Annotated in this window: 9 protein-coding genes; all 9 read right to left on the bottom strand. The window is 41.7% G+C overall.

Annotated elements, in window-relative coordinates; all coding sequences use genetic code 11:
• The 9 genes from B5X76_RS08945 to B5X76_RS08900 all read right to left on the bottom strand — a co-directional run bounded on the left by B5X76_RS08945 (window position 1) and on the right by B5X76_RS08900 (window position 15,220).
• Window positions 1–3,162, bottom strand: a complete 3,162-nt coding sequence (locus B5X76_RS08945) for a SusC/RagA family TonB-linked outer membrane protein (RefSeq protein ID WP_217699638.1) — start codon at window positions 3,160–3,162, stop codon at window positions 1–3.
• A gap of 532 nt (window positions 3,163–3,694) precedes the next feature.
• A complete protein-coding gene (locus B5X76_RS08940; RefSeq protein ID WP_079642772.1) occupies window positions 3,695–4,243 on the bottom strand; it encodes an SRPBCC family protein in 549 nt (182 codons plus the stop codon).
• Between the two features lie 7 nt (window positions 4,244–4,250).
• Window positions 4,251–5,417, bottom strand: coding sequence for a TlpA family protein disulfide reductase (locus B5X76_RS08935; RefSeq protein ID WP_079642771.1), 1,167 nt, complete (start codon window positions 5,415–5,417; stop codon window positions 4,251–4,253).
• Window positions 5,418–5,434: 17 nt separating this feature from the next.
• On the bottom strand, window positions 5,435–6,556 hold the full coding sequence (locus B5X76_RS08930; protein ID WP_079642770.1) for a TlpA disulfide reductase family protein: 1,122 nt from the start codon (window positions 6,554–6,556) through the stop codon (window positions 5,435–5,437).
• 11 nt (window positions 6,557–6,567) lie between these two features.
• Complete coding sequence (locus B5X76_RS08925; RefSeq protein ID WP_079642769.1) at window positions 6,568–7,857, bottom strand: M43 family zinc metalloprotease; 1,290 nt, start codon at window positions 7,855–7,857, stop codon at window positions 6,568–6,570.
• Window positions 7,858–7,877: 20 nt separating this feature from the next.
• Window positions 7,878–9,362 (bottom strand): RagB/SusD family nutrient uptake outer membrane protein, encoded by a 1,485-nt coding sequence (locus B5X76_RS08920; protein ID WP_079642768.1) that lies wholly within the window; start codon window positions 9,360–9,362, stop codon window positions 7,878–7,880.
• Between the two features lie 5 nt (window positions 9,363–9,367).
• Complete coding sequence (locus B5X76_RS08915; RefSeq protein ID WP_079642767.1) at window positions 9,368–12,901, bottom strand: SusC/RagA family TonB-linked outer membrane protein; 3,534 nt, start codon at window positions 12,899–12,901, stop codon at window positions 9,368–9,370.
• A gap of 39 nt (window positions 12,902–12,940) precedes the next feature.
• Entirely contained in the window at window positions 12,941–13,984 is a 1,044-nt protein-coding gene (locus B5X76_RS08910) for a FecR family protein (RefSeq protein ID WP_079642766.1), read from the bottom strand.
• A 657-nt stretch (window positions 13,985–14,641) separates the two neighbouring features.
• Window positions 14,642–15,220 (bottom strand): RNA polymerase sigma factor, encoded by a 579-nt coding sequence (locus B5X76_RS08900; RefSeq protein WP_176141025.1) that lies wholly within the window; start codon window positions 15,218–15,220, stop codon window positions 14,642–14,644.
• Window positions 15,221–15,369 lie beyond the last annotated feature (149 nt).

The following is a 15,369-nucleotide window of genomic DNA, read 5'->3' as shown; positions in this document are numbered from 1 at the left end:
TTAGTTCAATGTCAGACTAAAGCCTACCGAGACCCCACGTGGATTAGGTATGGACCATACATCGTATCCCTCTCCCCCTGTACCACCTGCGGCCGCAGAAACCGTATTTCCTACCGCGTCAATGCCCGAATAATTGGTCCAGGTCAATAGATCATTACCCACAAAGTAAACGTCCATTGCTGAAATAATTTTACCACGCTTCAATAGAGTTTTTGGTATACGATAGGAAAGACGTAACTCCTGTAGGCGCAAATAATTAACATTTTTCTCTAGCCAATCTTCATCACCTCCCGTAAAGATCGTAGCACCATAAGTCCTATAATCTACAGCAACGGTATTTCGGGTAGGATTTTCCGAGTTTTCATTACCGTCTCTCACTATGCCATTGAACACATAAGGTCCACTTTCACGTAAATGAACAGACTCCCAGCTTGTACCATCTGTCATCATCGAACGCTTGGTACCATTTATTACCGTCGCACCAAAACGACCTGCAAACAACCCTGACAAACGAATATCTTTGTACGTCAAAGCAGTAGTGATGCCGAATCTTATTTTCGGCTCACGATCACCGACCACCGACCATACATCACTCGTGATTGGAAGCCCAGTGCCAGGACTGATCAGCACCTCACCTTTATTATTTCGTTCATAAGCCCGTCCCGTTAATGTAGTAATGGGGTTACCTACCATGATACCATTACGCACATTTCCCGAGTTCCAGGTATAAGCATTGTAGTACTCAGTCACATTTTCCGGGAGATACAAGACCTTTGATTTTCCTTGCGAAGCGTTCACGCCGAGATTCCATGTAAATCCACTAGGTTTCTTGATAATATCTCCATCTATATGACCTTCCCATCCCCAGGTTTTGAACGCTCCGACATTCATTGTATTCAATACAAACCCCGTGGCGTAGCTTAAGCGAAATCCCTGTACAATTTGATCCTCATTACGCGTTCCGAAATAGGTAAAACCAGCATTCACTCTATTATTGAATAAACGTAAATCAATACCCGCTTCATGGGCTGTTGTTATCTCTGGACGAAGATTAGGATTAGGGCCTGTTGTTCCATATTGGAATCCTCCTCCGGTCAACTCACTAGTCACTAATTGAGGTTGGATTTGAAGTGGTCCGGCGTCCTTACCCACCTGTGCAAGGGATCCACGCAACTTGATATAATTGATGGAAGGAATATCCTTTACAAACTCTAGATCAGACAAGATAAATGACCCCTCAATAGCGGGGTAAAAGTATCTATTGTTTTTTACAGGCAGCGTAGAAGACCAGTCATTACGTCCCCTCAGGGTAACAAAGGCAATATTATTATATCCAAACTCCAACTGCGCTGAAAGTGCTTGTATCCGTCGTTTGGTATTTCGCTGTGTACCTGTTTGGGTCAGCGGGTCTGTATTGTTGATCGACTGAAAGTCGGGTATAATAAATTTTGTTCCGTTCATTGCAGATCGTGTCACAGCATTTTCCGTTTGATGATAACCAACCTGGCCAGAAAAGGAAAGTTTATCGTTTAGAAACTTGTTGCTGTATCCTGCAAGAATATTGATCGTAGGATCTGAAAAATTTGATTGTACTAGATTATACTGTCCTGTACCTGCGTTTTTATTAAAATAGTAAGGGTGCGTGGAGGTTTCGAAAGTCTGCATCCCCACATCCCAGCCCACCTGTGCACGAAGGAAAGTATTCTGGATAGGCGTTAAATTCATAGCAATATTGCTTAGAAACCGATCCGACTTATCGTAGAACTTATTTCTGTACATCGCAAAAAGTGGATTCAACAGGTCTTCATCTATGTAATAATCGGGCTTTCTCATGTGACTTCCATCTTCTGCGAGATAACGGCTCATATCGTCGACTATGGGCCAACGCATTGCTCGATATAGAGGTCCATCAGTACCTCTTAAAACCTTATCGTTCCCCATTTTCGTGTATTGCATAGACCCCTCAAACTTAAGCCAAGCTGTGACAGCAGCCTGTCCAGCCAAACTCAGACTCGTCCGGTCGTACCCAGTAGTTTTTAATACACCATCTTGTCCAAGCTGCGAAAAACTAGCACGTATAGTTGCCTTTTCTGTACCCGCATCAACTGATATATTATGCCTTTGTTGTGTACCTGTCTGTAGTATCGCACCAATATTGTCATACAACTTCATACCATCGGGATATAACCCACCAAAACGTGCAGTATTGTAATAATTAGTTGTCCCATAATTACCATTCGCATATTTGGTCTGCATATCTGGATAGCCGTATGCTTTATCCCATTTAAAATAGTTACCATAGGTTACAGTACCTTTTCCAGCCTTCCCTTTTTTTGTGGTAATGATAATAGCACCATTAGAAGCGTCAGATCCATACAGTGCCGCAGCAGCTGCTCCCTTCAATACGGTGACAGACTCAATATCTTCTGGATTGAAATCACTTCCTCGAGAAGCAAAATCCAAATTTCGCACAGAATAGGTATCTCCGCCCCCGCCAGCCATCCCTCCAAGAGGATCGAACGTAGAATTGTTCATAGGCACACCATCAACGACATAGAGTGGTTGGTTATTGCCTGATATTGAGGTAATATTACGTAGTACCACGGTAGACGAAGATCCTGGAGAGCCTCCTGTAGAGGTCACATTAAGTCCTGGTACACGTCCTGCTAAAGCCGAAATAAAGTTTTCCCTCCCCGACTCACTGATGGTAGCCCCATCAATCTGCTGAACTGTAGAGCCTACTGCACGGGCTACCCGCTTCATTCCGAACTCGGCTGTGACCATCACCTCTTCGATATCACTCGCCCCTTCTTCCAATCTTACTGATAACGAACTACTCGACACCGTTATCTGCTTGGACTGGTAGCCTACGGAAGTAAAACGCAGGGTGGCACCAATGGGTGCTTGGATAGAATAGCTCCCATCTACTGCAGACATTGTGGAAACGCCTCCCCCGACCACCATAATCGTAGCGCCTCCAATAGGCCCAGAAGGTCCAGAAACACGCCCTTTAACGGTATGCTGAAGTACCGAATTGGAAAGGATAGTCTCCCCAAAAGAAAATGAAGATCGTTCCTTAATAAAGGTCGTTGTTCCATAAGAAAATTGCGAAGAAACGGCTAAGGCCATCCCTACCGCTGAAAATAACAAAGATTTCCTCATGATTAGTTACTTTTTAATAAATGGTTGTATATCATAATTTGCTTCATTGACATTTTTCGTTGTCGATAACTGAGATAAACTACAATCTTCCAATTGATTGCGAATCAAACAACTTATCGAAAGCTATAAGCATTCACACGAAAAGATATTACAGACTTGTACATAAACTAATGGTTCTTAGGTATATAAAATAATCGGCCAAATATGCTCGCCTTATAGGCATGTATATTCATATTTTGGTTAACACAATATTAAACAATAATCCTAAAGAAAGATGCATCTTATTAAAAAAACAAATAATAAAACGCATAATTACGCACAAAAAACACAAAATCAATCGGTTGCAAATCCACAAATAGAAGCATAAAGCAGCAAAAACACATTTCCCGACAGAATAACGCAAATCAAAAAACCACGTGACCTTTTGTAACAAACAATATTTTTTGAACTTAAAGTTAACCTTGTTTCAGCCGAAAAATAAAAAGGCGCTCAACTAAGTTGAACGCCTCCTACTGACATATGTCAGAAATAACTATTGCATACGCATCATTTGAACAGCTTTTCTCTCGCCTTTCAAATAACCCTTAAGACCAGTTTCGTATTGATCAGCCTCTGTTTTCATAAACTCCAGATATTTCGCTTTTGCTTCTTTGTTACCTTTAATAAGACCTCTCCAAATGACTTCACATTGGTTGTCGCCCTTTTCTTTCAAAAAGATAGCTGTCTCTGCAAAAGTTACTCCTTCTGGCAAGGAGCTTTCCTTTATTTTGAAAACCAAGAACCGATTTTGTTCCTCCAATTGCGTCAGCAAATTTTCACGCTTGGTGCCATCTTTGTACGTAGACTCGCGCAAAATGGGCATAACATCGTCTTTGTGAACGATCGATTGCACGAATCCATTGGACAATTTAGATACCAAGCTGTAGTCCTTTAATAACCTCCATACCGAATCACGTTCCACAGGTACATCGAATTGCTTTTCCAAATCCCACTGCACCTTCTGTGCCGCTGCCATCTGTGCATAGATAGGTCTTGTCGCAAAGCCTATCAGTACAAAACATAATAATAATACTTTCTTCATGTTTTTCTTACTTATCCAATAGCTTAGCTACTTCCTTTTCTAAATTATCGCCACGAAGGTTTTTTGCAACAATATTACCCTTTTCATCCAACAAGTAGTTCATCGGAATAGCTGTAATATTATAGTATTGTGCAGCTTCGTTCTTCCAACCTTTCAAATCCGACACCTGCGCCCATGGCATATTATCATCCTTGATCGCTTTCACCCATCTGTCTTTGCTATCATCCAACGAGATCGCAAACACATCAAATCCCTTAGCTTTGTATTTATTATACACTTTTAACACATGGGGATTTTCCGCGCGACAAGGACCACACCATGATGCCCAGAAATCAACCAATACATATTTTTTGCCTTTTAAATAATCGTACAGATTGATCTTTTTTCCATTAGGATCTAACTGTGTAATGTTAATAAATTTGGCCCCATCTACCGTCTTCTTAGCGGCTTCTTCTGCCTTAGCAATGTTCTCTTTTACTTCTTTCGCCTCTTTTAACCAAGGGTACTTAACAATCAACGGATTGACATACTCCAAAATAAAATCTTTATCTCTTCTAGAGCTTACATAACCTAACGCATACACTACCTGTGGGTCATTTTTGAAAGCACGAACGAAAACCTTCGCAGAGTTACTATTTCTTTCATATTGATCCATCACCATATCGGAAAGTGATTTGGTCAAAGCAGTATCTTTAATCTGCATGGCCATATACTGACGCTTGCCTGCAGCTATAGAAGTCTGGTAGTTTTGATGTACTTCCCAGTTCAACATGTTGATCAATTGATTGTCTTTACCCTCGGACTCAATGAAGATATAAGGAGGATTTTTTATCTTAACTTTGGCGGTATCTTCCCCACGGAAATTGATTTTTAAATCATCATTACCTGCCCAAAACGTGATTCTATCCCAACCGAATACATCTAAAGAGTACAGCCGGGGAGTCTTCGCAGGCACCTTAATTTCGTACGTACTGTCTGCCTTTAGCTGAATCGTCTGATAGACTTCTGCATCTTTCATGGCTTTGTCCTTTAATGTAAAAGGATATTTCTCCTGGTGTTCTTTTGCTGGCGGAAAATTAACTTTCCCTTTTACCGTAATAAAGTCACGTGTCTGTGCAAATACACCTGTAGTTAGCATCAATCCCGCAACTGCGCTTAATATTATTCTTCTCATCTTACTATGTTAATATATTAAAATTTAATGTTAAAAATTTCTTCTAATTTCTTTTCCATCTCTCCCCCTCCTTTGGGATCAAAACCGATCTCTTTCATAATGATTTTCCCAGTCGGATCAATCAAATAGGACGTAGGGACAGCACTCACGTTGAAAAATTCGTACGACACCTTACGATCATCATACAATTGGGGCCAAGGATTAGCTTCTTCACCTACAGCCTTCAACCATGCTTGCTTATTCTGATCGATAGAGATATTGACGATCTCAAAGTTTTTCCCTTTCAATTTGCTGTACACCTCTCTGATACGAGGGAAAGATGCGCGGCATGGCGAACACCAAGAGGCCCAGAAATCCAACAGCACATACTTGCCTTTATATTGCTCAAAAGACTGCGTCTTCCCATGTTGATCTGGCAACTCAAAGTTCTTTACTATAGCTCCTACGTACGCATTTTTCAAACCTTGAATCTTAGCATATAATGTCTTACCCGCATCTGTCGCCTTAGCTTTATCAGATAAGCGACCATAATAATCCTCCGCTCGCTGTGTAGACAGATTGGAAAGCGTATTTAACACTAATGTTGCCGATACTAACCTGTTTCCATCAAAGTATTTGTTCAGTAACGAATCGTAACCTTTATTTATCAAACCTTCGCGATAAGTGTTCGCAACCTCAAATTGAGCGTTACTTTTATGGAGTGCTTCTTCACCATATTTTGTTATAGCAGATTGTCTGGCTCCCATAAAAACCTTAGGGCGCTCTGCATTATAACTGAAATAGGTCACAGCCGAAGGCATCCCCTTAACAACAGCCGATGACAAGCCTTTTACGATATCAAACTCCACGTTAATTGTACCCGATTGATCAAAGAAAAGTACCAACGGCGAATACATTCGTCTCTTTTTCTGATCATACTCGATGGAAATAGCTCGTGAACCAGCAGCAGGTTCATTGACATTGATCTCAAATTTTCCGTTTTTAATCTCCGCAGAATCCTTCGCACTCTGCGTATAAAAATAGACCTTATTATGTCCCTCGGTATCTCCCGTTACAGTACCGGCTACTTTTACTTTTAGTTGGGCCATTGCCAGCTGGGCACATAATAACGCTACCCCTGTATATATTAGTTTTCTCATAGTTCTACTCTTTATTGTAATGACCAAGCCTTACGAACCGGAGAACGTTCCATCACCAACCGCATACGCTCCACCTGTCCTTGGGTAAAGCAATTTCTTAATGAGGCAAAACGAAGTTCATCCAAAGCATTGTTTGCCAAAAACTTTTCTCCGTCTATTCCTGTTTTTAAAAGATTGCGAACATGATTTGCCCTTTGCCCCGACCCAGAAAGGTATTTCCGCGTGTCATTCACATAGTCCACCACCGTTGTGGCCGTTGCTGCCGCATTGTACGCGGGGTACAGTCCATAGTAAATCCCTAAGTAAGAAGCTATCTCAATTTTACGATCTGTCCCGGGAAAGAACATCGTACGATGTATGCCTAACCCATAGTTCGTATAAAAATTATTCTGTGGAACATCTGCCTCGGAGCTTACTGTATTTGTAATACCTTGAATAGCCGTTTCACCTGCCGGCACGATTTGATAGGCCGCCCTATTGTTGCCAATAGAGGAGTTGCCTGCAAATGGTAAAATATAGATATTCAAGTATTTCGACTTATCCCATTGGTAAGCCGCAGTCGTATTGAACTTGGACGTAAAGTCAGCCGGCGCAAAATTAACGGCCGTAGCATTGGTTTTCCATGTTGAATTGTAGGTTATCAGGTTATAGCCGGGTTTGGCCAACTTTGCCCCAGTCGGGTTTCTCGCTGCCAAACGGAACTCAACATTAGCATTACCTCCATTCGGGTCCTTGCCGTATACATTATTGAATACCGCATTAGCATAGGCTACGGCTTCTTCCAAGTGTCGCTGTTCTACATTTTGATACGTCAGTGGGTCATAAGCCGCATCTGTCGTACTCAGCTCTAAAACGTGAAATACAACATCCACAATACGCTTTGTACCTATCGCTTTGGGCTGTAAAACCTGAACCGATTTTTCCTTAGATTTAAGCATTCCGATCTCCGCATAAAATTTGATGGCACCAGCAGCCGTATTGCTTGTTTTATACTCCATCCCATCAACCAATTTACCATCGGCATAGATTTTTACAGCAGAGGCTGGTAGCGACTGATAATCTACCTGCAACATCGAGTCGACAAGTTGTCCTTCATCATTCTTGATCTGTACGGATCGAAACGCTTCAAGTACAAACTGTAAACTGGCTTTATTGTCGGCAATCAACGTTGGACTACCCGTCGAAAAATAAACAGAATCAATCTCGGACACGTCTACTTCGTATGGCGAATAATTAAATTTTTCTTTCTCGCAGCTATTCATCCCAATAAGAATTGCTAACGTATATATAATCTTCTTCATATCTAAATCAAAATTATAAATTAAAAAACAATAGGATTCCAGCCTGCATTTGGAACGATATAGGGATTTTCCTCGAGCTCCACCTGCGGTATAGGCAACGCATAATGATAGTCACCGGGCTCTACCTTCACCGTATAATCCTTTCCAAAAAAGCGAAGAGTACGTTGAATAGTCTTAATATTATATCGCTTCAGATCTAACCAGCGCTTGTCCGTATCCGTAAAAAACTCCTTCCGACGTTCATTGACAATTTCTGTTAAAAGTGCATCGCCACTAAGATTGGTTTTTTGAGCGGCGCCACGAAAGCCTTTAAACTTATTCAGTACCTGCAAAGCTTCGCTTTCTTTATTATTTCTATAATAAGCCTCTGCCAAAATCAAATAGGCCTCTTCTGGAGCAAACAAATGAATACGGATAGGCTTCTGTCCATTCGGTCCTCCGTCAGGCCAACCGGTAGATATATTGCTTCCATTAAAATAGGCGTCGTTCCGAATGTCTGTCGCATCGAATAAACTAATCAAATCATCAGCAACTTTAAGATTCGCCGGTGATAACCCAAATTGCGCATAGGGATTACCATAAAAAGCAGCAACATAGTTAAAAGCCATACTCTGCATAAATACCGCCGGATACTGCGCATCCTTATTGGCCTGTACATCCATAAATGCAGTCAACGACTTCGGAATATAAGTGTCTACATCTTCGATCGCACCGAGTGCATATTGCTGTGCATTGGCATAATCATCGGTTTGCTGGGCGCTCGACGCTGCCTTGAACCAATAAACCTGAGCCAATAAATTCTGGATATAACGCGTATTAAAAAAGCGATTATATCCCGGATTGCTCCCTGCTTCGCCGTAGTAAGCCAATGCTTGCTCCAAATCCGCAAGGATGATATTATACACTTCGGTTTGTTTTAACCGGCGCATCTCTACACCTACAACTTCTTTTCCGGTGTGCAGGTACAGCGGAATACCCATAGCCTCGTCATTCATCGGTGCAAAGTATTGCTGCAGCTTGAAGGCATAAAATGCCCTATGTACCAGCATCTCTCCCTTCACACGTTTCAGCTCCTGAGAATCGGCATCTTTCAAATCATCACACTGTTCGATCAGTGCATTTAAAAAACCTATCGCCTGATAGTAGCTTGTCCAAATCGCCTTTGGGGTTTCCATATCATTAAACAAAAGCTTATCGGCGTAAAATGGTTCTTTAGCAAAGGAATTTGTCGAATGTAGATACTGTGGCATATTGGCCAAAAAGTCAAAATTGTCCGAGTAAGCCTCAAACATCATATTCTGCTGTTCGAGGATAATTGGGAAAGGTCCGACAATAGGTCTCGTATTGGACCGTGCAAAAGCATCCAAATAACCTGCCAATACCGATTTAATATCGTTCAGATTGGTCACCGCTCGTTCGTTCTTTGGAGGCAGGTTCAAGAAATCCTTACAGCCCTGGAGCAGGAGTCCTCCAATCAATATATAGAATAAAAATAACTTCTTCATGTCAATTAAAATCCAATGTTTAAGGAAAAGGTATAACTGGGGGTATTCGGATAGCCAAATGCCAAGTAAGTCTCTGGGTCTGAACCGGAATACGGTGTAAGGGTAAATAGGTTGTTAGCGAAAATACCAACACTCATCTGTTTGACAACTTTCTTAAATAACGAAGGTTTAGCCCTCCAGTTCAATCCCAGTTCTGTACATTTCAAAAACGCGCCACTTTCAATGTCTTTATCCACCAAATACATACCATAGCTTGATAGATTTGGCGAGTACGCCGGGATATCGGTAACATCACCATGTTGCCTCCATCTATTCTCCTGGTTCTTCAAACGATTGGTACGGCCGGCAGTGATATCATCCGTACGTAAACTAGGACCTTCTCTACGATCTTGGAAGCCCATAATCTTATTCCCTGTCGCAAACATAAAATTACTCGAAAAGGTAATCTGCTTATAGCGTACCTGCGTATTGAATCCACCATATAGGTTCGGATCACGGTGACCCAAGTAGTAGGTACGGTACTTGCTCTGCAAATCTGCCGTAGAAATAGCAGACAAATCAATAATCTCTTCGCCCGAAATATTACCGATATCATCGAGCTTTTGCGCTTTGGCCATCATGTGACCATTCACCGGGTCGATATGACTAAATTTGTAGCCAAACCAAGAACGTAGTGGATAATTTTCTATATTCTCTGTGACCAATCGGGATACCGTAGGGTCTTTCTTATTATATACCTTATCCAGATTATTGTTAACAGTAGTCAGGTTGGCTCCGACCTCCCATAGCCAGTCGGTGTTTTTCACTACTTCTACTCGAGTAGATAGCTCCCAACCTTTATTGGACAGCACTCCTACATTGACATAAGAAGACAGCCTTCCTACCGATGGCGGAAGTGCGGTTTCATCCAGCAGGTCGTTTACCCGAGTATCGTAGTAGTTTGCCTCTATGTTGACCCGGCTATTAAACACCGACATATATACACCATAGTTAATATCCCGCTTCTTCTCCCACTTGAGCACGGGATTACCAAAAGTAAACGACTGGGCTTTAGCAAGGTCATCGTATATAATTGCGCTTAATTGGTACGTATGAAATGGATAAACAGAACGGTTAATACTACCGGTATAACCGTACCCATAAGCCAGCACAAAACGGTTCAACCAAGGAAGCTGTTCCTTAATAAAAGTCTCCTCGTGTGCATTCCACTTGACACCTGCCGACCACAGTGGTGTAAACTGATTGTCAGACCCGATAATATCTACCCCGTCCGAGCGGAAGTTGGCATTTAACACATAGCGATTAGCATAGGCATAGGCCGCCGAACCAATAAAGGATACCTCTCTATTTTTCTCATAATAAGTACCTCCTAGCTTCGTCAAATCTAGCTTCTTATAATTCGTGGCTGGAATATCATCCCATGATGGATATCCTGCCATACGATAATCTTGCAAATAAACTGGGTTGTAATGAAAAAAACGATTATTTGTACGTTCGCTAACTTCGTTGGCGAAAAGCGCCTGTACATAGTGCTTCGTAGCGAAGGCTTTATTATATTCAACAGCATTGCGTACCGTATAATCTAAAGTGCTTCCTGAATTTTCCTCTAAAAATCCCTGATTAAACTTTTCCAAAATACCCGCTCCAGCAGTTTTTACCGAGTTTAACCAGTTGCCTGCCCATGAGCGGTAGGTTCCTCCTCTAGATTCGTCCGCAGTCTGTACATTGGTAAAGCTGAAAGCTCCAGATCCGCGATATTGAAAACCGTCCAAAAACTTCCATTCTACATTCAGTTGACTACGTACATTGCCGTAATTCGTTGAAAGTGTATTTTCACGCAGTTCCCGAATGATATTGAAGGTATTATAATTCAAATCCGAGTTATAAGTAATATCATTGCTCACATCGCGGTAAGTACCGTCCCAAGCATAAGTTCCATCTGCATTATACGGTCTCTCATAAGGGTTAGCGAACATCGCATAGCGAAAAGGATCTAAAGCCGACTGGCCTTCCTTATTCTTTTTGATGGTCGTGTATAGATTAAAATCAACCAACAGCTTCTCGCTGAAGTTGCGCGTTAATTTAGCATTAGCTCCACCCTGCTTAAAATTATTCTCCATCAAGGTTCCGTCCGCATCTTGATAGTTCAGTGACACATTGTACTGCAATTTGGTACTTCCACCCGACATCGTCACATTATGCGATTGTTGATAGGCGGGATCATATAGCACATTCACCCAATCGGTATTGATCTGAGATAGTTCAGCAATACGTTGCTCAGCTTCTTGCCTTGAAATAACACCGTTATCAGCCTGAAACAACAATTGGTTAGCGCGCCCCCCATATACGGGGTGAAATTCATTATACAGTTGTCTCTCAAAATTCAACTTCTCCGAAGAATTCATAAAGTCCATCGTGTTTTTTGGTCGCATCGTCAACCCTTGCTTTGTGGAGTAATTGATATAATCCTTGCCTGCTTCTCCACGCTTAGTCGTGATCACGATCACTCCATTTGCCGCACGGGCACCATATACAGATGCCGCCGTAGCATCCCGTAAAATATCAATTGTAGCAATATCTTCAGGCGGAATATTTCCGATACCATTGGTCAATAAGTTATTGATATTGGAACTGGTTTTGTCTGTACCTGCCACATCACCATTCTGCAATGGCATGCCATCCAAAATAATCAAAGGCTCTGCACTGCCCGTCATTGTATTGCTACCACGGATTACAATCGAACCGGTCTCTCCCGGTCTCCCTGAATTAGATCGAACATATACGCCAGTCATCTTACCACGTAAAGCTTTGTCAATGGTCGTGATACCCGCTCCTTCTAAATCTTCGCCTTTAATGGACGACACATTACCCACAAGCTTACTTCTTTCCCGCTTTTGAAGTCCCGTAGAAATGACGACATCTTCGATTTCCTGCGCTTTGATTTTTAGAGCGACCATCAATGTTTTTTGCGCTCCTACAATTACCTCCATCGGGTGGTAACCTATACTGTTCGTAATGATAGTCTGCGCAGGCGATACTCGCTGCATTTTGAAATTACCATTCTTGTCCGTAGAAGTTCCAATCTTAGTCCCTTTGATCAATAATGTCGCACCTACAATAGGATTACCGTGTTCGTCCACGACCTTCCCCTGAATGGTGTCTTTTTGGGCTGTTTGCATGGTAGCAGCCGGTGTGGAATTTACAACGGCTTTCTCTTCCTTCTTTTTTACCAAGATCTGTTGTCCTGATATTTTAAATTCTAATTTGGTCTGTCTTTCTAAAAGCTGAACGATACGCTCGATCGAACAGTTGGAACAGTCAAACGAGATTGAGGGCGTATTAGCAACGGCCTTGTCATACAGAAAAACATACTTACTCTGCTTTTCAATTTGATTAAAAATACTGGTTAAAGACTTCTGCTTTGCCGCAACATTAATTTGCGCCAAAACCGCTTTCACCTGAAAAAGTGCGAGAATCAGTAGTATCGCTTGTAGCGGATACGCTCTCACATGCCTGTACTTCATGAGAAAATGCTTCATAATGGCTTTTGAGGTTAAAAAATTATAGTTGATTGTTAGTTAGTTTTCATTTTTTTCGACCTGTATTTCGATATCGAAGAAACGCAGCATGTCTACGACTTCTTTCATCGAATCCGTTCGTTTGATACGTCCCGATATTTTCTTGGTTGTATCTTGCTTTTTTATACCTATCGCAACAGGGTACCACCGTTCCAGTTCTTTCACGATAGTCTCTGCATCGGCATCCTCAAAATAGAAATCTCCGTCTTTCCAGGCAATAACAGCTTCTGGATTACTTAAAGTATGTATAGTGGGCCTCGTCTTCCCATTTACCTGAACAAACTGTTCCGAGGGCTTTAATACGACGGGCTTGCTACTTCCAGCAGCTCCGGTCACTTGTACAGCCCCCTCTAGCAGGGTAACCGCTTTCACTCCCTCTTCCTTGTATTGCCTTACATTGAAATGCGTACCTAACACTTTTACCTGCTGCCCTTCCATTTTTACAATAAATGGAGACTTTTTATTGTGTGCAACTTCAAAATACGCTTCTCCATCGACCGCCACTTCCCGCCTATCACCTTGAAAACGAGCTGGGAAAACGATCTTCGAAGAAGCGTTAAGCCATACACCTGTACCATCGGAAAGAATAATATGCAGTTGCTTGCCCCTTGCGGTCTCGACTATTTGTTGTTCCTCAAACAGCTCTTCATCATCAAGTTTGCGAAAATCTAAGGCATAATTTTCATCTGCCAAGTAGGCAATAGTACTATCCAAACCTTTGCCTGAATCCAAAAACACGGTATCGCCGTTTGATAATACCAACTTAGAAGCTGAACCCGTATCTGCAAAAACCTCGTGTAATTCTTTCTCGTTTAAGAATTGTTGACCGGTCATACTACGGTACATCCATATCGACGTCGACAGGAATAGCACTAACATAGCCGCAACAGCAACCCACTTGCTTTTATAAATAGGCACCGATCTAACCTCGATAATATTATCAAGACTATGGTCTCCATCTTGCTGGGCTTTGTTTATAATACCCCGCCAGATTTCATCTTTTTTATTGTTATTCGGTTTATTGGATAGCCAACGCATCATCATAGTTTTGAGTTCCTACAGTTATAGTCTGTCTTTTTTTGAAAACATACTATGTGGAAATGAAAATTTTTTAAATTTTATCAAAAACTAACGTAGATAATATTTAAGGACGTTTTTTTTGCGTCACATTTGTCCTTGTCAGGACAGGTCCTTCATTTTTGTCTTGACACAAAAACGAAGCAAAAAAGTCAAGACTGTGTAACCTATGTTCGTCACGGCACGATCAACTGCCATGGTGGTTTCCAAGGTCTCCTTGGCTCATGGCCTACCCTTCGACTGGAAATCCTTACTTAATGCAAAATGTACAGCAGTGGAACGGCAGTGTTACGGCCTCTGACTCCATATGTTACAAGGTCGTTTCTTTCGCGCGCTGTCTCTTTGCTGCAGCAAATGCTCTTGTATTTATCACAGGCTTACAAAGGGGCCTTAGCTTATTTGGTAGTGAAAGTAGCTATGATGTTTGCAATTTCGTTCAGCTAGCAGTGGGTCAGCAGATCCAAGTCATGGGGTGGGCTTGAGAGTTGGAGACCTAGGAGATACGCTTTGCATCATAGTGTTACTGGAGCACCAAATAAGATACAGCCTTGACCTTTTGGTTACTTTTGTGTCAAGACAAAAGTAACATGCCTTGCGCCGGCAGAGAGGCGCAAAAAACTTCATTTAAAACTTTATAAAAAACAAAAACAACAACCAGGTAGCTTTATCTCCAAATCGTAGCTTAAAACGTTTCAATGCCGACGAGATTTGGTTTCTCACCGTTTGTACCGAAATTCCGAGTTTGTCTGCTATCTGTTGGGCAGAGAGGTTTTCAAACCGACTTAACACAAATACTTCGCGCATCTTTTCCGGCATAGCATCAATTTCCTGTTTCACCAATTGATTTTCTTCCGAAAAATCATCCTGTTCGCCTTCGCGGAAGCTATAATCCCAATACTCTTCCTGCTCATTAAGGGGAACAAAAATAGGCAACCTATCTCGTCGAGCATAAAAATCATATATTTTATGTCGTAGCATAGACAATAGATAGCCCTCTATATTCGTCTTTACATGCCAATAACCACGATTTTTCCAGATGATATAAAACACATCCTGCGTAATATCGGAAGCATCCTCTTCCCGAGGCAATTTTTGAAGAGCTGTACGGTACACCTTTTTCCAATAACCATCGAATAGCTTCTTAAAAGCATTGGGATCAGCATCGTTGATCGCCTGTACCAGTTCTAGATCTTCCCTTTTCAAAATGCGATGGGTTTATCTGTATTTAGATGAGTTAGTGTAAATTCAGATGTCAAGTATAAGAAAAAGCAAGGAGATGGAAAAATAAATAAAAAAAACCGCTGGCGAATTATCTCACCAACGGTTTTAACACACTAACTATTAAGTAAAGT

This window comes from Sphingobacterium nematocida (genome assembly GCF_900168125.1).
Lineage (GTDB): Bacteria > Bacteroidota > Bacteroidia > Sphingobacteriales > Sphingobacteriaceae > Sphingobacterium > Sphingobacterium nematocida.
The sequence above is the reverse complement of the archived record's forward strand: the minus strand, read 5'-3'. Positions and strand labels throughout refer to the sequence as shown.

Bases quoted from the DNA above. Each gene is read 5' to 3' on its own strand.
- B5X76_RS08945 (WP_217699638.1), bottom strand. From the start codon at position 3,162: ATGAGGAAATCTTTGTTATTTTCAGCGGTAGGGATGGCCTTAGCCGTT.
- B5X76_RS08940 (WP_079642772.1), bottom strand. From the start codon at position 4,243: ATGAAGAAAGTATTATTATTATGTTTTGTACTGATAGGCTTTGCGACA.
- B5X76_RS08935 (WP_079642771.1), bottom strand. From the start codon at position 5,417: ATGAGAAGAATAATATTAAGCGCAGTTGCGGGATTGATGCTAACTACA.
- B5X76_RS08930 (WP_079642770.1), bottom strand. From the start codon at position 6,556: ATGAGAAAACTAATATATACAGGGGTAGCGTTATTATGTGCCCAGCTG.
- B5X76_RS08925 (WP_079642769.1), bottom strand. From the start codon at position 7,857: ATGAAGAAGATTATATATACGTTAGCAATTCTTATTGGGATGAATAGC.
- B5X76_RS08920 (WP_079642768.1), bottom strand. From the start codon at position 9,362: ATGAAGAAGTTATTTTTATTCTATATATTGATTGGAGGACTCCTGCTC.
- B5X76_RS08915 (WP_079642767.1), bottom strand. From the start codon at position 12,901: ATGAAGCATTTTCTCATGAAGTACAGGCATGTGAGAGCGTATCCGCTA.
- B5X76_RS08910 (WP_079642766.1), bottom strand. From the start codon at position 13,984: ATGATGATGCGTTGGCTATCCAATAAACCGAATAACAATAAAAAAGAT.